The 20,982-nt window shown below is 69.2% G+C and carries 18 protein-coding genes and 1 pseudogene; 7 read left to right on the top strand and 12 right to left on the bottom strand.

Annotated features, from left to right (window positions below):
• From DAERI_RS23405 to DAERI_RS11635, 4 genes and pseudogenes are all read right to left on the bottom strand, one after another.
• Nucleotides 1-326, bottom strand: a pseudogene (locus tag DAERI_RS23405) (glycoside hydrolase family 10 protein); the annotation flags it as partial.
• Between the two features lie 75 nt (nt 327-401).
• Nucleotides 402-1,499, bottom strand: coding sequence for an ABC transporter permease (locus DAERI_RS11645; RefSeq protein ID WP_103129593.1), 1,098 nt, complete (start codon nt 1,497-1,499; stop codon nt 402-404).
• Between the two features lie 109 nt (nt 1,500-1,608).
• A complete protein-coding gene (locus DAERI_RS11640) occupies nt 1,609-2,580 on the bottom strand; it encodes an ABC transporter permease (protein ID WP_103129592.1) in 972 nt (323 codons plus the stop codon).
• Between the two features lie 98 nt (nt 2,581-2,678).
• Nucleotides 2,679-4,448: an ABC transporter substrate-binding protein gene (locus DAERI_RS11635; RefSeq protein WP_103129591.1), complete on the bottom strand. Its 1,770-nt coding sequence runs from the start codon at nt 4,446-4,448 to the stop codon at nt 2,679-2,681.
• Nucleotides 4,449-4,566: 118 nt separating this feature from the next.
• On the opposite strand from DAERI_RS11635, the gene DAERI_RS11630 reads away from it, so the two are divergent.
• The 7 genes from DAERI_RS11630 to DAERI_RS11600 all read left to right on the top strand — a co-directional run bounded on the left by DAERI_RS11630 (nt 4,567) and on the right by DAERI_RS11600 (nt 11,569).
• Nucleotides 4,567-5,340 carry a GntR family transcriptional regulator gene (locus DAERI_RS11630; RefSeq protein WP_103129590.1) on the top strand — a complete coding sequence of 258 codons (774 nt, stop codon included), beginning with the start codon at nt 4,567-4,569 and terminating at the stop codon, nt 5,338-5,340.
• Nucleotides 5,337-6,521 carry an anhydro-N-acetylmuramic acid kinase gene (locus DAERI_RS11625; RefSeq protein ID WP_103129589.1) on the top strand — a complete coding sequence of 395 codons (1,185 nt, stop codon included), beginning with the start codon at nt 5,337-5,339 and terminating at the stop codon, nt 6,519-6,521. The genes DAERI_RS11630 and DAERI_RS11625 overlap by 4 nt, the downstream gene beginning before the upstream one ends.
• Nucleotides 6,518-7,438 carry an N-acetylmuramic acid 6-phosphate etherase gene (murQ, locus tag DAERI_RS11620; RefSeq protein ID WP_165794182.1) on the top strand — a complete coding sequence of 307 codons (921 nt, stop codon included), beginning with the start codon at nt 6,518-6,520 and terminating at the stop codon, nt 7,436-7,438. Before DAERI_RS11625 ends, murQ begins: the two co-directional genes overlap by 4 nt.
• Entirely contained in the window at nt 7,435-8,481 is a 1,047-nt protein-coding gene (locus tag DAERI_RS11615; protein ID WP_103129588.1) for a serine hydrolase domain-containing protein, read from the top strand. The genes murQ and DAERI_RS11615 overlap by 4 nt, the downstream gene beginning before the upstream one ends.
• 44 nt (nt 8,482-8,525) lie before the next feature.
• Entirely contained in the window at nt 8,526-9,158 is a 633-nt protein-coding gene (locus tag DAERI_RS11610) for a GNAT family N-acetyltransferase (protein ID WP_235610353.1), read from the top strand.
• A 229-nt stretch (nt 9,159-9,387) separates the two neighbouring features.
• Complete coding sequence (nagA, locus tag DAERI_RS11605) at nt 9,388-10,551, top strand: N-acetylglucosamine-6-phosphate deacetylase (RefSeq protein ID WP_103129587.1); 1,164 nt, start codon at nt 9,388-9,390, stop codon at nt 10,549-10,551.
• Nucleotides 10,544-11,569, top strand: a complete 1,026-nt coding sequence (locus DAERI_RS11600; protein WP_103129586.1) for an SIS domain-containing protein — start codon at nt 10,544-10,546, stop codon at nt 11,567-11,569. Before nagA ends, DAERI_RS11600 begins: the two co-directional genes overlap by 8 nt.
• 144 nt (nt 11,570-11,713) lie before the next feature.
• Here the strand turns inward: DAERI_RS11600 and DAERI_RS11595 are convergent, their stop codons facing one another.
• The 8 genes from DAERI_RS11595 to DAERI_RS11560 form a co-directional block, all read right to left on the bottom strand.
• On the bottom strand, nt 11,714-12,490 hold the full coding sequence (locus tag DAERI_RS11595) for a class I SAM-dependent methyltransferase (RefSeq protein WP_201262745.1): 777 nt from the start codon (nt 12,488-12,490) through the stop codon (nt 11,714-11,716).
• Between the two features lie 316 nt (nt 12,491-12,806).
• Nucleotides 12,807-14,315 carry a glycoside hydrolase family 3 N-terminal domain-containing protein gene (locus DAERI_RS11590; RefSeq protein ID WP_103129584.1) on the bottom strand — a complete coding sequence of 503 codons (1,509 nt, stop codon included), beginning with the start codon at nt 14,313-14,315 and terminating at the stop codon, nt 12,807-12,809.
• Nucleotides 14,312-15,193 carry a carbohydrate ABC transporter permease gene (locus DAERI_RS11585; protein ID WP_103129583.1) on the bottom strand — a complete coding sequence of 294 codons (882 nt, stop codon included), beginning with the start codon at nt 15,191-15,193 and terminating at the stop codon, nt 14,312-14,314. Before DAERI_RS11585 ends, DAERI_RS11590 begins: the two co-directional genes overlap by 4 nt.
• Nucleotides 15,190-16,095 carry a carbohydrate ABC transporter permease gene (locus DAERI_RS11580; protein ID WP_103129582.1) on the bottom strand — a complete coding sequence of 302 codons (906 nt, stop codon included), beginning with the start codon at nt 16,093-16,095 and terminating at the stop codon, nt 15,190-15,192. The genes DAERI_RS11585 and DAERI_RS11580 overlap by 4 nt, the downstream gene beginning before the upstream one ends.
• Nucleotides 16,096-16,356: 261 nt before the next feature.
• Nucleotides 16,357-17,610, bottom strand: coding sequence for an ABC transporter substrate-binding protein (locus tag DAERI_RS11575; protein ID WP_103129581.1), 1,254 nt, complete (start codon nt 17,608-17,610; stop codon nt 16,357-16,359).
• A 38-nt stretch (nt 17,611-17,648) separates the two neighbouring features.
• Nucleotides 17,649-18,503, bottom strand: a complete 855-nt coding sequence (locus tag DAERI_RS11570) for a MurR/RpiR family transcriptional regulator (RefSeq protein WP_103129580.1) — start codon at nt 18,501-18,503, stop codon at nt 17,649-17,651.
• Nucleotides 18,504-18,888: 385 nt separating this feature from the next.
• Nucleotides 18,889-20,085: a sigma-70 family RNA polymerase sigma factor gene (locus tag DAERI_RS11565; protein ID WP_103129579.1), complete on the bottom strand. Its 1,197-nt coding sequence runs from the start codon at nt 20,083-20,085 to the stop codon at nt 18,889-18,891.
• Between the two features lie 101 nt (nt 20,086-20,186).
• Nucleotides 20,187-20,570, bottom strand: coding sequence for a hypothetical protein (locus DAERI_RS11560; protein ID WP_103129578.1), 384 nt, complete (start codon nt 20,568-20,570; stop codon nt 20,187-20,189).
• Nucleotides 20,571-20,982: the final 412 nt, after the last annotated feature.

Genomic DNA, 20,982 nt, shown 5'->3' with positions numbered 1-20,982 from the left:
TATCCCCTGTGTGCCTTGGTGAGCAGGTCGGCCAGCGGGTCGAAGCCCGCGGGCACGGCGGGGTCGTTCGTGCGGGGCATCGCCGCGTTGTTGCAGTAGCAGTCCCCCCGGCGCCCGACCTGCGCGAACAGGACATTCACGTTCATCTTCCCCGCGTCGGCGACCAGCGTGTCGATCTCCTGCGGCGTCTTCAGGCCGGGACCGAAGGCGTCCACCCACAGGCCGCGCAGTTCCAGCGGGCGGGTGTCTTCGGGTGTCTGCCGTCCACAGGCGGCGAGGATCAGGGGGGCCAGCAGCAGCGGGGCGAACCGGGCAAGGCGTGGCACAGGTGGGTCTCCTTTCGGTGGAGGGGATGATGGAGGTGAAGGGGACCCGTCAGGGCCGCTCTTCAAGGGACAGCCCTACCGGCTCTGGGTGTCCGCCGCGTCGCGCAGGGCGTCCCCGAAGAAGTTGAAGGCGAGGACTGCCAGGAAGATGAAGAGGCCGGGGATCAGCAGCCAGGGGTACAGCCGCAGGGTCTGGAAGTTCTGCGCGTCCTTGAGCAGCAGGCCCCAGGAGGTCATGGGTTCCTTGATGCCCAGGCCGAGAAAACTCAGGGCACTCTCGCCCAGGATGTAGCCCGGCAGCGCGAGCGTGGCCGTCACGACCAGGAAGGAGCTGAGGTTCGGCGTGATGTGCCGCAGGATCACCCGCAGGTCGCGCGCCCCGATGGCCTGCGCGGCGGTCACGTACTCCAGCCCCCGCGCGGCGAGCACCTGCCCGCGCACCACCCGCGCCAGCCCCGCCCAGCCGATCAGCGCGAGGACGGCGACGATGCCCAGGTACACCCAGGTCGAGGGCCAGCGTGCGGGGATCAGCGCCGAGAGGGCGAGCAGGATGGGCAGGCGCGGAAAGCTCAGCAGCACCTCCACCACCCGCTGAATCAGGTTATCCACCCAGCCGCCGAAGTACCCGCTGACTCCACCCAGCACGATCCCGATGGCGAAGGAGATCAGCACCCCGATCACGCCGACAGTGAGGCTCACCTGCCCGCCGACCAGGGTGCGGGACAGCAGGTCGCGGCCAAGCTGATCCGTGCCCAGTGGGAAGAAGTAATGCCCCTCGGGCACGCCGAAGAGGTGGAGATTCGACGGGATACCCAGGAAGCGGTACGGCTCCCCGCGCACGAAGAACCCGATGGGGATGGGGTTTTCGCGGTCCTCCACATTCCTGCGCGCGAAGGTCACCGGATCGCGCTCCTGCTTGAAGCCGTAGACGAAGGGGGCGCGGAGCTGCCCGTCGTGGACGATGTGGACCCGCTGCGGCGGCTGGTAGCCCAGGTCCTCGTGCTGCGAGGTGATGTTGTACGGCGCGAGGAACGGGGACAGGAGCGCCGAGGCGTACAGCAGGATGAGCAGCCACCCGCCGATGACACCTAGCCGCGACTTGCGATAACGCCGCCAAGCGAGCGCCCAAGGGGAGGGTGCGGGGGTATGGTCGGTGGTGGGGAGGGCGGTCATGGACGCCTCCGCTTCGCGGCTCTGCAAGGCCGGTGGGGAGTGGGAAAAGCGGGGCGAGAGCTGTCAGCCAAAGCTCCCACTAACCACTGACCACGGACCACACCCCCCCTCACGTGTACCTCACGCGCGGGTCCGCCCACGCCAACGCCAGGTCGGCGAGCAGGTTGCCGACGAGCAGCAGGAAGGCGCTCAGCATGAGCAGGGTCAGCGCCGTGTACTGGTCCTTGTTCACCAGGCTGTCGTACAGCAGCGGGCCGATGGTGGGCAGGCTCAGGACGATGCTGACGATGATCGTGCCGCTGATGAGCGAGGGCAGGCTGAGCCCCGCCAGGCTGATCAGGGGGTTGATCGCGTTGCGGACCGCATGGCGCCAGATCACCCGGTGCTGCGGCAGGCCCTTGGCACGCGCGGTGCGGATGTAGTCCTGGGTCAGCACGTCCAGGGTGGAGGCGCGCATCTGCCGCATCAGGCCCGCCACCCCCTCCAGCCCGAGCGCCAGGACCGGAATCCACAGATGGTTGAGCAGGTCCACCACCTTCGCCCACGACCACGGCGCGTCGATGTACGCCGGGCTGAAGAGGCCGCCCACATTCGTGCCCCCGAATTGCAGCACGAGCGCGACGAGCAGCAGCGCCGCCAGGAAGTCGGGGATGGCGAGGCCGACGTATCCGAAGAAGTTGGCGATGCTCGCCGCGACCCCGTGCCGGTTGAAGGCCGTGTACAGCCCCAGCGGCACCGCGATGAGCCAGGAGAACAGCAGCGTGATCAGGCTCAGGAAGACGGTCCAGCCCAGCAGGTCCCCGATCACGCTGACGACCGGGCGGTTTTGCAGGAAGGAGTACCCGAAGTCGAAGCGGGTGACCACGCCCCACAGCCAGCGCCCGTACTGCACGATGGCAGGCTGGTCCAGGCCGAGCTGACGGCTGATCGCCTCCGCCGTCTCGCGGGTGAAGCGCGGGTCTTCGAGGTACTGGTCGGTGAAACTCCCCGGCTGGAGCTTGATCACGAGAAAGCACACCGCGCTGATGACGAGCAGGGTGGGAATCATGCCGAGGATGCGGCGCAGGGCGTAGTTCAGCATAGGGGGTGAGGGGTGAGTGGGGAGTGGTCAGTGGAAGCTAGGGCTTCGGCTTTTGGCTCTCGCCGCGCTTTTCCCACTCCCCACTGCCCACTGCCCACTTACTTCTGGTACACCAGCGGCACCGGGTTGTAGCCCGGAATCACGCCCAGGTTGTAGATGTAGTTGCCGTACTTGTTGCTGATCGCGCCGATGTTCTCGGGCTTGGCGATGGGCGTGACCGGCAGGTTCTGGGCGAACAGGAGCTGCCAGCGGGTGTACAGCGCCTTGCGCTTGCTGCGGTCGGTGGTCGTCGCCGCGTCGTCGAAGATGTTGTAGATCTCCTTTTCCCAGGGGAACATGCGGGCCACGTTCGGCGTGCCGCCATCCTGCGCGGGCTGGAGGCTGCGGTGCCAGTAGTACAGGGCGCCGCCCGGCTGCCAGATCGGCTTGCGGAGTTCGGGGTCGGGCTGGTCCCCGAAGGCGTGCAGAATGGCCTCCCAGTCGCCGCTGAGCCCGGTCGAGAGCAGGTTCTTGGCGAGGATGCCCCTCAGGTTCACCTTGACGCCGATCTTGCCAAAGTCGTTCTGGAGGATGGTCGCCATCGCGGGGTAGACCGAGGAGTCGGTCGCGTACGTCAGGTCGAACTCCAGGTTCTTGCCGCGGCTGATCTCGCGCACGCCGTCACCGTTGGTGTCCCTGAGCCCCAGGGCGTCGAGCGCCCGGCCCGCCGCCGCAAGGTCGAAGGTGCCGAGCTGGCGGGTGGTGTTGACGTACCACTCCCGGTTCGCGGGCGCCACGCCGTGCCCGGGCAGGCTGGCGAGGCCGTTGTACACCGTGTCGATGATGCGGGGGCGGTTGAGGGCCTGCTGCATCGCCCGCCGGAAGCGCACGTCACTGAACACCTTGGCGAGTGCCGGGTCCTTGGCGTCGAAGTTGTAGGCGATGAAGGGCGGGGAGCCGAACAGCGCGGTCGAGCGGATCACCTTGAAGGGGGCGCCCGCCACCTCACGGCCCTTGATGTCGGGGAACTGCGCCCCGGTGATGTTGAGCTGGTCGATGTTCCCGGCCAGGAACTGCGCGACCTGCGCCTGGGGATCACGGATGATCAGGAAGTCGAGCCCGTTCAGGTAGGGGAGCTTGGTGCCCTTCGCGTCTACCTTCCAGTAGTTGGGGTTCTTGACGAGGCTGACCTTCTGCCCGGCGGTGTAGTTGCCCAGCCGGAAGGGGCCGGTGCCGACGACCTCGGATTCCGCCACGTTGCTGGGCCAGGCGTTGTTGATGTCGGCGGGCTTGGCGCCGCCCTCCTGGGAGAACTTGAGCAGCTTGTGGCGCGGCATGATGAAGTACCGCTGCTGGAGCAGGAAGGCCGGGGCGGCGCGCGGCAGGGTGAAGCGCACGGTGTTCGCGTCCACCTTGCTGATCGTCACGTCCTTGCCGTCGAGCTTGAAGTTGCCCGCGTCCCCGGCGCGCGCCTCCGGGTTCATGATGATGTTCTTGTAGGTGAACACCACGTCGTCGGCGGTCAGGGGCTGGCCGTCACTCCACCGCACGCCCTGGCGCAGCTTGAAGGTGTACACCTTGCCGTCCGGGCTGACCGTCCACGACTCGGCGAGCGCGGGCTCGATCTTGTAGTTCGCGTAGTTGAACTCCACCAGCCCGTCGAAGAGTTGCTGGGCGACCAGGCCCAGGTTGTTGTCGATCACGCCGTAGTAGTTCAGGCTCTGGGGGCTGTCCCCCAACACGAGGGTGTAGGTGCCGCCGGGCTTGCCGTCCGTGATGCCGAGGTTGCTGTACCCGGTGACCTTTTTGGGCGCGGCCAGGGCGCCCCCCAGCAGCGCGAGCGTGACCAGGCTGACGAGACCGGGCTTGATCTGGACGTATTTAGGCATGCGTGACCCTCCTGAGACGGGGCGAATTGTGGTCGAGGTGACGCCTCAGCATAGAACCACTTTCAGTCCACTTCAACCCCCTGTCGCCGATTGGTCTGGAAGTGGTACGGTGAGGGGGATGTCCCTCTCCTCCCCGCCCTGGGTGGTTCCGCTGAACACCGCCAGCGCCACGCCCGTCTACGTGCAGGTGGCCCGGGGCCTCGCCGCGCGGATCGAGGGGGGCGATCTCGCGGACGGCACGGCCCTTCCCGCCGAACGGGAACTGGCAGGCACGCTGGGCGTCTCGCGCGTGACCGTGCGCCAGGCACTCGCCCTCCTCGCCCAGCAGGGGCTGCTGACGCGGCGGCACGGCAGCGGCACCTTTGTCCATGCGCCCGCCCCGGAACGCGCCCCCCGGCCCCTGGGGCTGCTCACCGGTTTCTCGGACGACATCCGCTCGCGGGGGCAGACCCCGGGTGCGCGGGTGCTGGGCTTCGAGTGCGCGCACCCCACGCCCCGGGAGGTGATGACGCTCGCCCTCTCGCCCACCGACACCGTGTACCGGGTGCGCCGGTTGCGGACGGCGGATGGGGAACCGCTCGCCGTCGAGGAAAGCACGCTGCCCGCCTCGGTGATGGGGCCGCTGAGCGAGGACGACGTGACCGACCGCAGCCTCTACGGCCTGCTGGCGGCGCGCGGCTTGAGTCCGGTGCGGGCCGTGCGGCACCTGCGCGCGGTGAATGCCGAGCCGGAGTTGGCGGGCTGGCTGGGCGTGTCTCCCGGCGCCGCCCTGCTCGCCACCGAGCGCGTCTCGTGGACGGCGGACGGCAGGCCCATCGAACACGCCCGCGCCCACTACCGCGGCGACCGCTACGACTTCGTGATGGAGCTGCACGGCGGGAGGACCGGGTGAGCGTCCGCGTCCTGGGCCTGATGAGCGGCACGAGCGCGGACGGCATCGACGCGGCGCTGCTGGAGTTGCCGGGCTGGCCCGGGGTGGGCAGCGGCGGGAAGCAGCCCGTCCTACCCGAAGGTGTGCCGCGCGGACGGGTGGTGGAGCACGTCTTCACGCCCTTTGGTCCTGAACTGCGGGCCGCGATCCTGGCGGCGATGCGGAACGAGGCGAGCACCTCCGACCTCACCCAACTCCACTGGTGGCTGGGCGAGATGCTGGCGGAGGCGGCCCTGCCCCTCGCGGCCTCGGCGGACCTGATCGCCTCGCATGGGCAGACGGTGCAGCATCATCCCCGCCCTGATGGGGCTCGGGGCTGGGCGCGGGCCGCAACGCTGCAATTGGGCGAGGCGGCGGTGATCGCGGAACGGACCGGGAAACCCGTCGTGGCCGACTTCCGCCCGGCGGACCTCGCGGCGGGCGGGCTGGGCGCCCCGCTCGTCCCCTTTGCTGATTGGGCGCTGTTCGGACAGCCCGTGATCCGACGGTCCATCCACAACCTCGGCGGGATCAGCAACCTGACCTATCTGCCCGGAGCGGAGCAACCGGGTGTCCTCGCCTTCGACACGGGACCGGGCAATTGTCTGCTGGATGAAATTGCGGGGCTGGCCGGGCAGACCTGCGACGAAGGGGGGCGGCTGGCGGCGGCGGGCACGGTTCACGAGGAGACATTGGCAGCTTGGCTGGCTCACCCGGAGTTGCAAGTTCCGCCTCCCAAAGCCACCGGGCGGGAGGTCTGGACGCTCGCCCATCTCCCCCAGCCCGCCGAATTAAGTGTGCCCGACCTCGCGGCGACCGCCACGGCCTTCACCGCGCAAACGGTGGCGGACGCCTACGCTCGTTGGATCACGCCGCTCGGCCTGGATGAAATCGTGGTGGCGGGGGGCGGGGCGCGCAATCCGGTCCTGATGGCGGCCCTGCGAACCGCCCTCTCCCCCATTCCCGCCTTGACCTTCGAGGAGGTCGGCTGGGCCGCACACGGCTTCACTGGCGCCACCCGGGAGGCCGCGGCCTTCGCCTTCCTGGGGTACGCGCGGGCGCAGGGCTGGACGAACACCCTGCCCCAGGCCACGGGCGCGCGCCGCGCCGTGAGCGCCGGAAAGTACCTTCTGCCCCCACCCCGCCACGAGGAACCCGCATGACGATCCCTCCCACATCCACCTCCATTCCCGTTCAGCGCAGCACCGAGGCGCTCGACCCGAACCACGCGGACCTCGACCGGCTGGACCCGCTGGCCCTCGTCCAGGCCTTTGCCGACGACCAGCGTGCCGCTGTCGAGGCGGTGAGGTCCGCAACTCCCGCGCTCGCCCGGGTGGTGGAGGCGGCCCTTCCCCGCTTGGAGAGCGGCGGACGGCTGGTGTACGTGGGCGCGGGCACGAGTGGGCGGCTGGGTGTCCTCGACGCGACCGAACTCACGCCCACCTTCTCCTGGCCGCCGGAACGAGCAGTGCCGTTGATTGCTGGAGGGGAGCGAGCAATCCGGCAGGCGGTGGAGGGCGCAGAGGATGATGCGGCAGCGGGTGCGAACGATGTGCGCGCGGCAAATGTGGGGCCAGGGGACGTGCTGATTGCGCTCGCGGCGAGCGGCACGACCCCCTACGTGCTGGGGGCGGTGGAAGCCGCGCGCTCACTCGGGGCGCTGACGGTGGGCATCGCCAACAATCCCGGCACGCCGCTGCTGGCCGCCGTGGACTGCCCCGTGGCCCTCGACACCGGCCCCGAGGTCATCAGCGGCAGCACGCGGTTGAAGGCCGGGACCGCGCAGAAGATCGCGCTGAATACGCTCTCCAGCGCCCTGATGGTGCGGCTGGGCAAGGTGTACGGCAACCTGATGGTGGACGTGCGGACCAGCAATGCGAAGCTGGAGGACCGGGCCGTGCGGCTCACCTGCCACGGGGCGGGCGTGTCCGAATCGGAGGCCCGCGCCGCCCTCGCCCAGGCGGGCGGCAGCGTGAAAACCGCGCTCGTGATGCTGCGGCTGGGCCTGAGTGTTCAGGAGGCCGAGGCCCGGCTGGCGGCGGCGGGGGGACATGCCCGGGCCGCCCTGGGGGAGGGGTGATTCCCCAGCGGACCCGTGAACTCCTCGCGGAGGCCGTGGAGTGGCGGGGCCTGTGCGGCGCGGCGCTCGGGGTCGTCACGGCGGACGGGAGGCGGGACACGCTGATCCTCGGGGACGCGGCCCGCGAGCCGGAACCCGCCCCCCTGGACGAGGCCACCTGGTGGGACCTCGCCAGCCTGACCAAGCCCCTCTTCACCGCTCGGGAAGTGCTGCGGGCGGTGGAGGACGGACTGCTCGACCTCGACGACGCGCTGCTGACCCACCTGCCGGACCTGGCGTGGATGCAGGACACCCCGCTGGGTACCCGGACCCTGCGGCAACTGCTCACCCACACGGCGGGGCTGCCCGCCTGGGCTCCGCTGTACACGTGGGGGGACGCGGCCACCATCCGCGCCCGGGTCCTTCAGGAACGCTGGCCGCTGACCGAACCGGGCGAGGTCGTGTACAGCGACCTGGGCTACATCCTGCTCGGGACCGTGCTGGAGCGGGTGCGCGGCCGGTCCCTGCGCGACTTCACGCTCGACTCCGGCCTGACCTTCACCCCGGACCCGGCCCGCAGCGCGGCCACGGAACGCTGCCCCTGGCGCGGGCGAGTGCTGCGCGGCGAGACCCACGACGAGAACGGCTGGGCGCTGGGGGGCAATGCGGGCCACGCCGGGCTGTTCGGCACACTGGCGGGCGTGCTGGACCAGGCGGAACGGTTGCTGCGGGGCGGGTGGCTCTCCCCCGCCGCACAGACTCTTGCCACCACCACCCACGCGCCGGGGCGCACCCTGGCCTTTGTCGCGGCACAGCCGGGATGGAGCGGCGGGAGCCTGACGGGCGCGTCGGCGTTCGGGCACACCGGCTTTACAGGCACGGGCCTGTGGGTGGACCCCGGGCGCGGCGTGGCCTGGGCGCTGCTGACCAACCGCGTCCACCCCTCCAGGCACCATTCTCTGGATATTCAGGGATTGCGGCGCGCGGTGGGCAATACCCTGCTCGCCGCGCAAGGCTGGGAAGGCCTGGACCCCGAGCCCAGCCCCGCGTCCCCGCCGGAGTGAGCCCCCACACCTCGTCGCCCAACTGTTGCCCAAGGAGGAACCGCGTGCCGTTCAGCGAGAATAGACCTCTGCCCCACCTTCGCCTGGCCCGGCCCGATGACCGCGGCGCCCTCTACCGCATCTGCCTGGAGACGGGTGACAGCGGCGCCGACGCGACGGGCCTCTACCGCGACCCGCTGCTGCTCGGCCACGTGTATGCCGGGCCGTACCTCGCCCACCAGCCGGACCTCGCCTTCGTGGTCGAGGACGAGCAGGGGGTCGGCGGGTACGTGATCGGGGCGCTGGATACGGACGCCTTCGCGCGGACGCTGGAGCGGGAGTGGTGGCCACCGCTGCGGGAGCAGTACCCCATGCCGTCGGGCGACTCGGCGAACTGGACGCCGGACGAGCGCATCCAGGCCCTGATCCACCGCCCGCCCCGGACGCCGGAGGACATCACCGCCCGCTTTCCCTCGCACCTGCATATCGACCTGCTTCCCCGGATGCAGGGGGGCGGCAACGGGCGCCGGTTGATGATGGCCCTGTGGGCCGCCCTGCGCGAACAGGGAAGCCCGGGAGTGCACCTGGGGGTGGGGGCGCGGAACACCCGGGCCGTCGGCTTCTACCACCACCTCGGCTTCCACACGCTTCGGGAGGACCCGTACTCGCTCACGCTGGGCCTGCCGCTCCAGTCCTGATGGGGAAGGCCCCAGTCACGCGACCCTCGCTGGGAGGCTGCTCTGCCGTCGAATGCAGGGACAGGTCGTCCGCTGGGACACCGGCTGTCCCACTTCGGCGCGATAGAGATTCAAGGGTTCCTACACAGCTTTATTCCACATGCGTCCCGGTGCGGCAGTGTACGTTTTCAGAGGTCCGGGGAGACGTTCCAACTGGATCGGCTATCCGCCGCCGCCTGCGAGGCCAGACATGACCAGCCCCCCCAACACTCCCCCCTCCACCCTGCGCGGCCAGCTCCTGCTCCCGGGGGGCGAGCTGCGGCCAGGAACCCTCTCGTTCGGAACACTGATCGAGGGAGTCACGCCGGACACGGCGCCTGAACAGGCCGGGGGAATGCACCTGATCCTGCCGGGCTTCATCGACACGCACGTTCACGGCGGCGGCGGCGGCGACACGATGGACGGCCCGGGGGGTATTCGCACCCTCGCCCGCCTGCACGCCCGGCACGGGACGACGACCCTGCTTCCCACCACGATCACCCACCCGTGGGAGCGGGTTCTGGCGGCCCTGCGAGGCGTGCGGGAGGTGATGGACGACGGCGGGGTGGAAGGCGGCGCGGACATCGTGGGCGCCCACCTGGAAGGTCCCTTCATCAGCCCGCAGAGGCTGGGCGCGCAGCCCCCGAACACGGTGCTTCCCACCCCCGACCTCGTGGCGGAGGTGCTGGAGACGGGCGTGGTCCGGGCCGTGACGCTCGCTCCCGAGCTGCCCGGGGCGACAGAGGCGGGCCTCGCCTTCGCCCGCGCGGGCGTGCGTGTCGGGGTGGGGCACACCCGTGCGGACGCGGAGACGGTGACGGCCTTTCTGAACGCCCTCTGCGCGGCAGGCGCCCGCACCTGCGCCACCCACCTCTACAACGCGATGGGAGGGATCGAGGGGCGGGCACCCGGACCCCCCGGCGCGCTGCTGGCCGACTCGCAAGCCTTTGTAGAAGTCATCCTGGACACCATTCACGTCCACCCGACGGGCTTCCTGCTGGCCCGCGCCGCCGCCCCGGGGCGGGTCTTGCTCATCACTGACGCCATGCGCGCCGCCGGGCTGGGGGACGGCGAGAGCGAACTGGGGGGGCAGCCCGTCACCGTGCGGGCGGGAAAAGCAACGCTGGCCGACGGGACCCTGGCCGGAAGCGTGCTGACGCTGGACGCAGCCCTGCGGAACGCCGTCCGCGCGGGCGTGCCCCTGCCCGAGGCGGCGGCCATGCTGAGTGCCGTGCCCGCCGCGTCCCTGGGGCTGAGCGACCGGGGCCGTCTGGAGCCGGGGCTGCGGGCCGACCTCACCGTTCTGGCCCCCGACCTGAACGTGGTTCAGGTGTACGTGGCCGGAAGGCCCATCCTGGAGAACACCCATGACTGACCCCCTGATGCTCAAGGAAGCCCGCGAGGCGCCGCGGGTCGTCCGCCGCCAGCTCGCCGAGAACGCCGAGGTGACGCGCAGGCTGGCCGATGCGCTGCGTGGGCGGCGTCCCCCCTACGCCGTCACCGTGGCCCGGGGCAGCAGCGACCATGCCTGCACGGTGCTGAAATACGGGCTGGAAACGCGGCTCTCGCTGCCCGTCGCCAGCCTGGGACCGAGCGTGCATACGCTGTACGGGGCGCGGCTGGACCTGCGGGGCGCGCTGGTGATCGCCGTGTCGCAGTCCGGGGCGAGTCCCGACGTGGTCGAGAATGTCCGCATGGCGCGCGAGGGCGGCGCGACCACCGTGGCCCTGGTGAACGTGGAGGACAGCGACCTCGCGCGCGAGGCGGAGTTCGTGCTCCCGCTGCGCTGCGGCGAGGAGCGGGCGGTGGCGGCGACGAAGAGTTACCTCGCCAGCCTGACGGCCCTGCTGCCGGTGGTCGCCGCGCTGAACGGGGACGCGGCGCTCACCCGGGGGCTGGAGGCCCTGCCGGAGGCTCTGGAGCGCACCCTGGAAGTGGAAGCCCAGGCCCGCGATCTGGCCGAGCGCTACCGCTTCGCGGACAACCTGCTCGTGCTGGCGCGCGGGCTGCACTTCGGGGTGGCGCAGGAGGCGGCGCTCAAGCTCAAGGAGACCTGCGGCATCCACGCCGAGGCGTACTCGGCGGCCGAGTTCAGCCACGGCCCTAAAAGACTCCTTGCCGAGGGGGTGCCGCTGCTGGGCTTCGCGCCCGCCGACGCCGCCGGGGAGGCGACCCGCCGCGCGTATGCCGACCTGCTCGCCAGCGGGGCGGACCTGCGGACCCTCGGCCCGGCTGCGGGCAGCACCCTCGCCACGCCGGAAACCGGCCAGGACCTGACCGACCCGGTGCCCAGCGCGCTGGCCTTTTACCTGTTTGCCGCGCACCTCGCCCTGCACCGCGGGCTGGACCCCGACGCGCCCCCGCTGCTGAGCAAGGTGACCCGGACGCGGTAAGTCCAGGACACGCGGCGGGCGTGGGTCACTTGACACGTTGCAGGTTGAACCTTGGCGGTGGGGAGTGCGTTCCGGGAGGCAGCCCCTACCGCTGATCCTCCACAGGCAAGCGAGCCGCGGCGCTTCGCTCCCGCCTGCCCCAGGTCATACTTTCACAGCCCGAGTGGCGAGTTGAGTCGGCAGATAACTCGACACCAAATCGCCATTCATCCCGTGGTCGTCCTCGTACAACCCGGCGATCAGGAACCCCGCCTCAAGCTGGCCCGCGATCTGCTCGGTGAGGCTGTGGCTGAAATGTAGCGGCCTGCCTTCGCGCTGGTACATCTCCAGCCGCTCGGGGGACAGGTGCGCCTCTTCCACGTAAGGCAGGGGGTAACGCACACGCAGCTCCCCCGTCTCGTCCAGATGGTCCAGGTCGAAGATGAACATGGCCGGATTGAGAAAGCCCACCAGCAGGCTGCCCCCGGGACGCAGCACCCGGTACGCCTCCCGCCACACGGGCCGCACGTCGGACACGAACACGTTGGACACCGGGTGCACGATCACGTCGAAGCTCCCATCTCCGAAGGCGGACAGGTCGGTCATGCTGCCCTGCATCAGACGGAGGGAGAGGCCCTCGCGGTCCGCGACCTCCCGGTCGAGGGCAAGCTGCCCCTCGGAGAGGTCGAACACGGTGACGTTGGCGCCAGCGGCAGCGAGGATGGGACCCTGCTGCCCACCTCCCGAGGCGAGGCAGAGGAGATCCAGCCCGCGCACGTCGGGCAGCCAGGCCCGGGGAAGCGGTTTGGTGTCCGTGAGCATGACCGTCCACTCGCCGCGCCGGGCGGCAGCCACAGTCTCGGGCGTGACCGGGCGGGCGTAAGGACTCTCCCCCAGGGCGGCAATGGCGTTCCAGGCGTGGCGGTTGTGCTGCTCCGTCATCAGTCTCTCCCATCACCAGAATGTGCCGAGGGGTGAACCCGACCGTCCCGGGGTCCGGGGTACTCCGTCGCCGAACTCTCAGCTTGGGCCTGTTCGCTGCCGTGGGTGTCAAGGCGCCGGGCCTCAGGCGTGGGGACCCAAGGGGCGCGCAGCAGCCCACCCGCGGCTCGAACCGCCGTGCCGGGAGGTGAGAATGACCGCTCGCCTGTGGAGAACAAGCGGGATGAAATGTCCTCCAGCACGCACTTGCCACCCCCAGGGTTCAACCCGAAAACTGTCAGACGATCCACGCCCGCCGCGTGCTGGCCTGCACGCTCTACACCACTTCGGGCGCCGCGAGGGGCAGAACTCCCGGCGCCTCCCCAGTAATGAGGGCCTGCGCCACCGCCGCGAGGTGGGCGGGCCGGAAGCCGTAGCTGACGAGCGCGGGGAGGGGCAGGGCGCGGGCATGTTCCGGGTTCCACAGGGCCAGGTGGATGCCGCCGCGTGCCGGGAGCAGCCCAGCCAGCTCCTTCTGTACGGGCGTGAGGTTCCAACGGGTAGGGGTCGCCAGGAGGGCCGGGGCACCCGGAAACTCGTCCAGGAGTGCCCGTGCCGCACGCGCGTCGGTCGGGCTGTAATTGGCGTGCCTCAGACGGGGGAAATACGCGCGCAGGGTTGCGGCAAGCTCGTCGCCACCCAGGCTGTCCCCATAAGGGCCACCGACCCCGGGTTGGTCGGGGGTGAGGAGCAGCACCTCGGCGTCGGGGGAGAGACGGGGGACCTGACCCACCCTTGTCACGCTCGCCCGCGCCCACGCCCGCACCTGCGCCCCGTCCCGTTCGCGCTCGGCGGCGGTATAGGGGCGGGGTGTGCCTGGAAAACGTCGAGCAGCAGAGGCCAGGCGAGTCAGCGCCTCCTGGAGCCGGTCTTCGGCCAACGTCCCGTCCCGCAGGGCACGCTCGACAGCGTTCAGATGTTCGGCGTGTGGAGTCAGCTCGCCGTGCCCGCACACCAGAACGGCGTCCGCCCCCGCCGTGAGGGTCAGCGGCGCCCCCACTCCCCCCGGGTAGCGGTCGGCGATGGCGCGCATGTCCATCGCGTCCGTCACGACCACGCCGTCATACCCCCACTCGCCCCGCAGCAATCCCGTCAGCACGGCTGGGGACAAGGTTGCCGGGCGTTCCCCATCCAGCGCCGGGTAGAGAATGTGGGCGGTCATCACGCTGCCCACTCCGGCCCGCACCGCCGCGCGGAAGGGGAGCCATTCACACGCCTCCAGCGCCTCCCGCGACTTGTTCACGGTGGGAAGGTCGAGGTGACTGTCCACCTGCGTGTCCCCGTGCCCCGGGAAGTGCTTGACGGCACTCATCACGCCCGCCGCCTCACTCCCGAGCGCCCATGCGACGCCAAGTTCCGCCACCAGGGCCGGGTCACTTCCGAAAGACCGCTCCCCGATGACCGGATTCCCGGGATTGACGTTCACGTCCAGGCTGGGCGCGAAGTTCCAGTTGATGCCGAGGTCGAGGAGGCCACGCGCCGCGACTGCCCCGGCTTCCCTGGCAGCCTCCGGGTCCCGCAGCGCACCCAGACCCATCGGTGTGGGGGGATGCGGCACGTCCAGCCGCCGCAGCACGGCGCCGCCCTCCTGGTCGGTGGCGACCAGAGCGTCGTGCCCCAGCGCGTCGCGGAGGTCGCGCACCAGCCGTGCTGTGCGTTCCGGCGTCGTGATGTTGCGGGCGAAGAGGCACACGCCACCGAAGGAGTGGCGGGCCAGAAAACGGCCTTCCTCCAGCGTGAGGTCGGGGCCGGGCAGGTCGACGATCAGGGCGCGGGCTGGGTTCACTTGACCGCCCCCTCCATCCCGCGCATGAAGAGGCGCTGCGCGAGGAGAAACACCAGCAGCACGGGCAGCATCATGATCAGCGACCCGGCGGCGATGTTGAAGGGGTCGTAGTTGAACTGGCCCTTGAGCTTGAGGACGGCCACGCTGAGGGGCACCTTGTCGGGCGCGGCCGAGAGCACCAGCATGGGCCAGAAGTAGGCGTTCCAACTGCCCACCAGCGTGAAGATGCCCAACGCAGCCAGGCTCGGCCTCGTCAGGGGCAGCATGATCCGGGTCAGGATGGTCAGTTCATTCGCGCCGTCGAGCCGCGCCGCCTCCAGGAGGGACTGCGGAATCGCCAGGAAGGCCTGGCGCATCAGGAAGATGCCGAAGGCCCCGGCGATGGTCGGGATCACGACGCCCAGGTGCGTGCCCAGCAGGTGCAGCTTTTGCAGGGTCAGCGTGTTGACGATGAAGGTGGTCTCGCCCGGCAGCACCAGCGTGGCGACGATCACTGCGAAGATCAGGTTGCGCCCGGGAAAGCGGAAGCGCGCCAGCGGGTAGGCCGCCAACGCCGAGACGACCAGCGTGCCCACGATGGTCATCGCCGTGATGGAGATGCTGTTCCAGACGTACTGCCCCAGCCCGAAGGTCTGGTAGACCTGCTGAAAATTGTTCAGCGTCAGGGCGCGCGGAAAGAGGCTCGCCGGAAAGTCGTAGATGGAACCGCCCGCCCGCTTATCGGTCAGGGCAATCGCCAGGGTCCACAGGAAGGGAAAGACGGCGAACAGCAGGATGAGCACCAGCAGCACGTAGCGCCCCAAGTGCCGCGCGGCCCGGGTGCGGGTGCGGCGCCGCGGCAGCGCGCGGGGCACCGCGGTCCGGCTCACCGCGCTCATCCGCCCTCCCCGCTGCTGTCCCGGAACAGCCGGAAGTTGACCACCGACAACGCCAGCGCGACCACCGCCACGACCAGCCCAGCGGCGCTGGCGAGGCCGTAGTCGAAGTTGAAGCCCTGGAAGGCCTTGAAGTACACGTACATGAGGGCGGTGTAGGTCGAGTTCAGCGGCCCACCGTTCGTGAGCACGAGCACCTCCTCCAACACCCGCAGCGCGGCGATGGTGGAGAGCAGCGAGCACAGCAGAATGGTGGGCCTCATGAGCGGAACGGTGATGCGCCAAAAGCGCTGCCAGGCCGAAGCCCCGTCCAGCACCGCCGCCTCCTCCAGCTCGGACGGGATGTTCTGGAGCCCCGCCAGGTACAGCACCATGTAGTAGCCGAAGCCCCGCCAGAAAGTCACCAGCATGACGGCCCAGAAGGCGGTGTTCTCGTTGTTGAGCCAGCCGAAGGCCCCGCCCGCAGGCAGCAGGTGGAGAAAGCCCAGCACCCAGTTCAGGGTGCCGTCCTTGTTGTAGACCCACTCCCACATCACGGCGGCCAGCGAGATGGAAGTCACCACCGGGACATAGTAGGCCGCCCGGAAAAAGGCCATCCCGGGCAGCGAATTGTTGACCAGCGATGCGACCGCCAGAGAGGCCAGTTGCAGCGCGGGCACCACCAGCAGGTACTTCACCGAGTTGAGCAGCGAGGTGCGAAACAAATCGTCGGCCCACAGAGTGCGGAAGTTCTCCAGCCCCACCCAGCGTGGCGGCTGCCCCTGCGCGAAACGGGCCCCGCCGTACTCGGTAAAGCCCAGGTACGAGCCGTAGGCCAGCGGGTAGAAGGTGAACACCACCAGCAGGATCAGCGCCGGGGCCAGGAAGGTGTACGACAGCAGCGTTTGACGCCAGTTGGCTCGCATGGGCAGGAATCCTCGTCGGTGGGGAGGGGGCGAGGGGGCCAGGTTCGGTGGGGTTGCAAGCAAACCCCTCAGTCACCTTCGGTGACAGCTCCCCTCAAGGGGAGCCAGGGAATCTTTTTGCCTCCCTTTTCAGGGGAGGTGCCCCGAAGGGGCGGAGGGGTTCAGCGAGCGAGAGCAACTCAGCTGACGCAACTCAACATCCTCTAAGCTTTAATTCCAGAAGGCCCGCCCAGGTTCAGGCGGGCCACGGCTCGGTCAAGCTTACTTGCTCATATTCGCGTTCCAGTACGCCACCGAGTCGTCGAGCGCCTGCTTCGCGGTCTTCTTGCCCAGCAGCGCCGACTCGATGTTGTCGCTGAAGTTCTTGTACAGGTCGTCACTGTTGCCCGGAGTCTTGAAGCCGGGGTTGATGAGTCTCCCCGAGGCCCCGATCAGGCTGGTGGCCTTGGCGATGGGGTCGGTGCTGGCCTTTTTGAAATAGGGGTCGTTCTGCGCCGCACTCGTCGTGGGGATGATAGGCACGATCTTGGCGAAGGCGACCTGATTGGCGTTGTTGGAGAAGAAGGCGGCGAACCGAGCGGCCTCGGCAGGATGCTTGCTGGCGACGGGAATCACCAGGCCCATCGAGGTGCCGGTCTGCACGCCCGCCTTGCCCAGCGGCGCGGCGGTGACCACGGTTTTGGCATACAGGGCCGGGTTGGTGTCCTTGATGCGGTTCAGGGCCTGCGGGCCGCCCACGATCATGGCGACCTTGTTCTGCGGGTACAGCTCGGTGGCGAGCTGGAAGGCTTCCTTGCGCAGCGCGTCCTCCGGCAGGTAGCCGCCCTTGAAGAGGTCGACATACCGCTGGAGCAGCGCCACGTGCGCGGGCGAGTTGAAGGCCGCCTTGCCCTGCGCGTTGTAGATCGGCAGGCCGTCCGAGAAGAAGTAGCCCAGGAAGGACGCGCCGCCCGGGTCCTTGAGCGCGGGCACCCAGGCGTAAGCCCCGGTCTTGTCCTTGATGGTCTTGACCATGTTCAGCATCTCGGACATGTTGCGCGGCGCCTTCACGCCCGCCTGCCGCAGCAGATCGGGGTTGTACAGCAGCACGCCCTCGTTCAGCGAGCCGTACCAGGGATAGGCGTAGACCTTGCCGTTCACGGTGAAGTTCTTCAGGCTCTGCGGGTAGTAGGTGGCCTTGAGGACGGCCGGGCTGGTCAGCGCGTCCACCGGACGCAGGAAGCCGTTCTGGGCGGCCTTGGCAGTCTCGTCGATGTTCAGGTTGACCACGTCGGGCGCGTTGCCCAGGTTCACCGAGGCCACGAAGTCCTGCACCATGCTGGCCTGCTTGTCGAACCACTTGACCTTGATGGTGGGGTTGGCCTTCTCGAAGGCGGCAATGGTGTCCTTGATGTACCCGTCGAACTTGGGGCTCAGGTACCACGTCCAGAAAGTGATCTCCGTGGTTTGCGCCTGGGCGCTGACAGCGGCAGAGAGGCCAAGGGCAAGGGTCAGGACGGTCAGGCTGCGCTTCATGGGGTCTCCTTTGCGCCGCGGCCTCGCGGCGGCGGGGGCTAATACTTCTTCTCGACGACGGACTCGGCGGTCACGCGCAGCATGGCGTGGGCCTCGGGGCGGCGGGCCAGGATGGCCGTGTAGAGCAGTTCGAGCATCAGCGTCTGGCTGGAGAGGGTGGCGAGCACCGCGTCGGTGAGCGGGTCCTCCTGCGCGGCGGTGAGGAGGACGGCTCCGGCATAGCGGGTGACGGGGCTGCTGGGCCGGTGGGTCAGGGCGACGGTGAGGTGCCCGTGCGCCTGCGCGAGCTTGAGGTGCTGAACGGTGTCGATGGTGCTCCCGCTGCTGGAGAGGCCGATCACGACCCCGCCCCGCGGCAGGGTGCTCACGCTGACGGCCGCCACGTGGGGGTCGGTGTAGGCGAGGGTCGTGATCCCCAGCCGCATCAGCCGGTGGGCGAAGTACTGGGCGACCAGGCCGCTGTTGCCCTGCCCGGTCAGGTCCACTCTTGGCGCGCGGGCGATGGCCTCCGCCACGCGCTCCAGCGTGGCCCGGTCCGCAAGCGCGGCGGTGTCCTCCAGGGTCCGGCAGGTCTGGCGCACCAGCCGGGTCGTCGGGTCAAGGGTTCCCTCCTCCTTGGGCACGGTCTCGCGGCTCGCCACGTCCGAGGCCAGCGCGATCTTGAAGGCGTGAAATCCGGCGAAGCCCAGCTTGCGGCACAGCCGGGTGACGGTGGCCTCGCTGACGCCCGCGCTGCTCGCCAGCTCCGTGATGGTCTGGTGGACGACCGTTTCCGCGTGACGGATGACGTGTTCGGCGACGCGCTGAAGCGTCGGGGAGAGGGGCGCGGCTTGCTGACGAAGACGGCCGAGAGCGCCGCCCGCGCTGACAGGCGGAAGTACGGCTTGGGTCACGGGGACTCCTAAGAAAAAAGGTTGATGGCTGGAGCGTACTCTTGAAAATTATTTTTGTCAAGTAGGGGAAGAATGGGTAATGATTTTCAAGCAATCTGTGCCGAGTTGGAGGGGGAGGGTTGATCTTCTCGCCTCTGCGTTTGAGCCCCTGCCCCTTGGGCTGTTCTGACCTCTCCCCTCGTGGGAGAGGACCTGGCGCAGCCAGGGGTGAGGGGGCGCCCAACACGCGACGGCGGGCTATCAGGCCAGTCCACAGAGGGTGTATTGAGTGGAGATCAAAGCCTGCCTCTGCTCCCCGTTCCCTCCAACTCCTACCGGACCCCACGGCTCCAAAACCAAAAAACCGCCCCCCGGTCGGAGGGCGGTTCTGCCGGAACGCTCCGGCTTATTCCAGGAAGTCGCGCAGGCCGCTGGTCAGGCCTTCCTGGTACTTGAGCTTCCGCAGCGCCTTGTTCTCGATCTGGCGCACACGCTCGCGGGTAACGCTGAGCATCTGCCCGACCTCTTCCAGGGTGTGCTCGCGGCCATCCACGAAGCCGTTGCGCAGCTTGAGGACCATCGCCTCACGCTCGTTCAGGGAGCTGAAGGCGCGCTCCAGGGCCTCGCTGAGCAGGGTCTGGGAGGCGTTCTGCACCGGGGAGGAGAAGCGCTCGTCGGGCAGGAAGTCGCCGTAGACGCTGTCGCCCTCCTCGCCGATGGGGGTCTCCAACGAGATCGGCTCGCGGCCAATCTTCTGGGTCTCCTCGACCTTGGTGGCGTCCCAGCCGGGACCCATCGCCTCGGCGATCTCCTGGGGCAGGGGCTCGCGGGACAGCTCCATCTCGATCTGGCGGGTCATGCGCGACAGCCGGTTGATGGTCTCGACCATGTGCACGGGCACGCGGATGGTGCGCGACTTGTCGGCGATGGCGCGGGTGAGGGACTGGCGGATCCACCACGTCGCGTAGGTGCTGAACTTGTAGCCGCGGCGGTACTCGAACTTCTCCACCGCGCGGATCAGGCCCTGGTTGCCTTCCTGGATCAGGTCAAGGAGCCCCAGGCCGCGGTTCGAGTACTTCTTGGCGAGGCTCACGACCAGGCGCAGGTTGGCCTCGGTCAGGGCCTGCTTGGCGTCCGCGCCGTCCTGCACCAGGCGCTGAAGGCGGCGGCGGGCCCGGTCGTCGAGGTCGGGCTCCTCCTCCAGCCGCTTGCGGGCCTCCTCGCCCTCCTCGTAGCGGCGGGCGAGGTCCATCTCCTCGGCGGGGGTCAGCAGCGGCACCCGGCCGATCTCGTGGAGGTACTGGCGCAGCGAGTCGCCCTGGTAGGCGGTCGCGGCGGCCTGCTCGGCGAACTCCTCCTCGTCGAAGGCGCGCGCCACTGCGGGCGCGGCCTCCTCCAGGTCGAGGTCCTGGTCGAGCGCGTCGTCGTCCTCGGCGGGCGCCATGAGGAGGTCCAGCTCGCTCAGCTCCCCGGCAGGCTCCAGGTCAAGGCGCTCGTCCTGAACCTCGGGCTCCAGGACCGCCGCCCCGCCGCTTTTCGGTGCGCGCGTGCGCTGGGGGGAAGCGCTCGCGGGCAGGTTGCTGGTATTCGATTTGGTCGGCATGGTGTTGGTCTCCGTTGGTTTCCGGGCCGCGGGGGCAGTCCGGGTCTGGTGAGGGATTTGAACACTCGGGGGGACGGGAAGCCAGGGGCTCCTGCCCCGCTTCAGTTCAGGACGTGTTCGAGTCGGCCCAGTTCGCCGATGACCTTCTTCTCGGCCTCGATCAGGGCGCGGGTGGCGTGCCCGTCGGAGGTGTCCGCCCGGCGGCGATCGTACGCGCCCCGGAAATCCTGAAGGGCCACCAGGAACGCTTGAAAGGAGTCGAGGAGCGGGGCTCCGCCTGATTCGGTCGGCGTGGGGCCGCTTCCCGTGAGGGCATGGGTGGCCTGGTACAGCTCGCGCTTGGCGCGTTCGTGGCGCTGGACGCCCCTTACGAGGTGCCCGGCGCGCAGAAACTGCTTGGCTTCACGCAACTCCCGCGCGGCTGCGACCACCGCCTGCGCGCCCCCGGAAAGGGCCGACACGCGGTGCAGTGTCGTGGTTGTCATCTGGGTTGTGATCCTTCTTGAGGAGGGCCAGCGCAGTCTCCCGGCTGACTTTACCCCAAAAGAGCCGTCAGAAGCGCGGCTCTGTCTGTTGTTCGGGTGCCCCGTGCCGCAGAGGACTCGGCCCAGCGGAGTCTTCGAGAGTGGCAACGCCGGGGATGGGGGTGATAAAAAGGCAGGCTGGCCTGCGAAAAAAAGCGCGGCGAGAAAGGCTTTTCGCACTCGCCTTGAGTGCCTCACGCGCAGATTTATATAGTAAGACATATCGAGGGGCATGTCAAGCGCGAAGGCGCTGTCCTGGAGGGCAAAAGTGCGCGGCGAGGTCCGTTCTGGAGGTCATGCCCCCCGCTCGCTTGGGGTGCGCTGGGCGGGGAGGTAATGGCCCCGTAATGCCCCCGGCGAAGCATGCGGGCAG

The sequence above is a fragment of the Deinococcus aerius genome (assembly GCF_002897375.1).
Taxonomy (GTDB): domain Bacteria; phylum Deinococcota; class Deinococci; order Deinococcales; family Deinococcaceae; genus Deinococcus; species Deinococcus aerius.
The sequence above is the reverse complement of the archived record's forward strand: the minus strand, read 5'-3'. Positions and strand labels throughout refer to the sequence as shown.

Bases quoted from the DNA above. Each gene is read 5' to 3' on its own strand.
- DAERI_RS11645 (WP_103129593.1), bottom strand. From the start codon at position 1,499: ATGACCGCCCTCCCCACCACCGACCATACCCCCGCACCCTCCCCTTGG.
- DAERI_RS11640 (WP_103129592.1), bottom strand. From the start codon at position 2,580: ATGCTGAACTACGCCCTGCGCCGCATCCTCGGCATGATTCCCACCCTG.
- DAERI_RS11635 (WP_103129591.1), bottom strand. From the start codon at position 4,448: ATGCCTAAATACGTCCAGATCAAGCCCGGTCTCGTCAGCCTGGTCACG.
- DAERI_RS11630 (WP_103129590.1), top strand. From the start codon at position 4,567: ATGTCCCTCTCCTCCCCGCCCTGGGTGGTTCCGCTGAACACCGCCAGC.
- murQ (WP_165794182.1), top strand. From the start codon at position 6,518: ATGACGATCCCTCCCACATCCACCTCCATTCCCGTTCAGCGCAGCACC.
- nagA (WP_103129587.1), top strand. From the start codon at position 9,388: ATGACCAGCCCCCCCAACACTCCCCCCTCCACCCTGCGCGGCCAGCTC.
- DAERI_RS11600 (WP_103129586.1), top strand. From the start codon at position 10,544: ATGACTGACCCCCTGATGCTCAAGGAAGCCCGCGAGGCGCCGCGGGTC.
- DAERI_RS11595 (WP_201262745.1), bottom strand. From the start codon at position 12,490: ATGACGGAGCAGCACAACCGCCACGCCTGGAACGCCATTGCCGCCCTG.
- DAERI_RS11585 (WP_103129583.1), bottom strand. From the start codon at position 15,193: ATGAGCGCGGTGAGCCGGACCGCGGTGCCCCGCGCGCTGCCGCGGCGC.
- DAERI_RS11580 (WP_103129582.1), bottom strand. From the start codon at position 16,095: ATGCGAGCCAACTGGCGTCAAACGCTGCTGTCGTACACCTTCCTGGCC.
- DAERI_RS11575 (WP_103129581.1), bottom strand. From the start codon at position 17,610: ATGAAGCGCAGCCTGACCGTCCTGACCCTTGCCCTTGGCCTCTCTGCC.
- DAERI_RS11565 (WP_103129579.1), bottom strand. From the start codon at position 20,085: ATGCCGACCAAATCGAATACCAGCAACCTGCCCGCGAGCGCTTCCCCC.
- DAERI_RS11560 (WP_103129578.1), bottom strand. From the start codon at position 20,570: ATGACAACCACGACACTGCACCGCGTGTCGGCCCTTTCCGGGGGCGCG.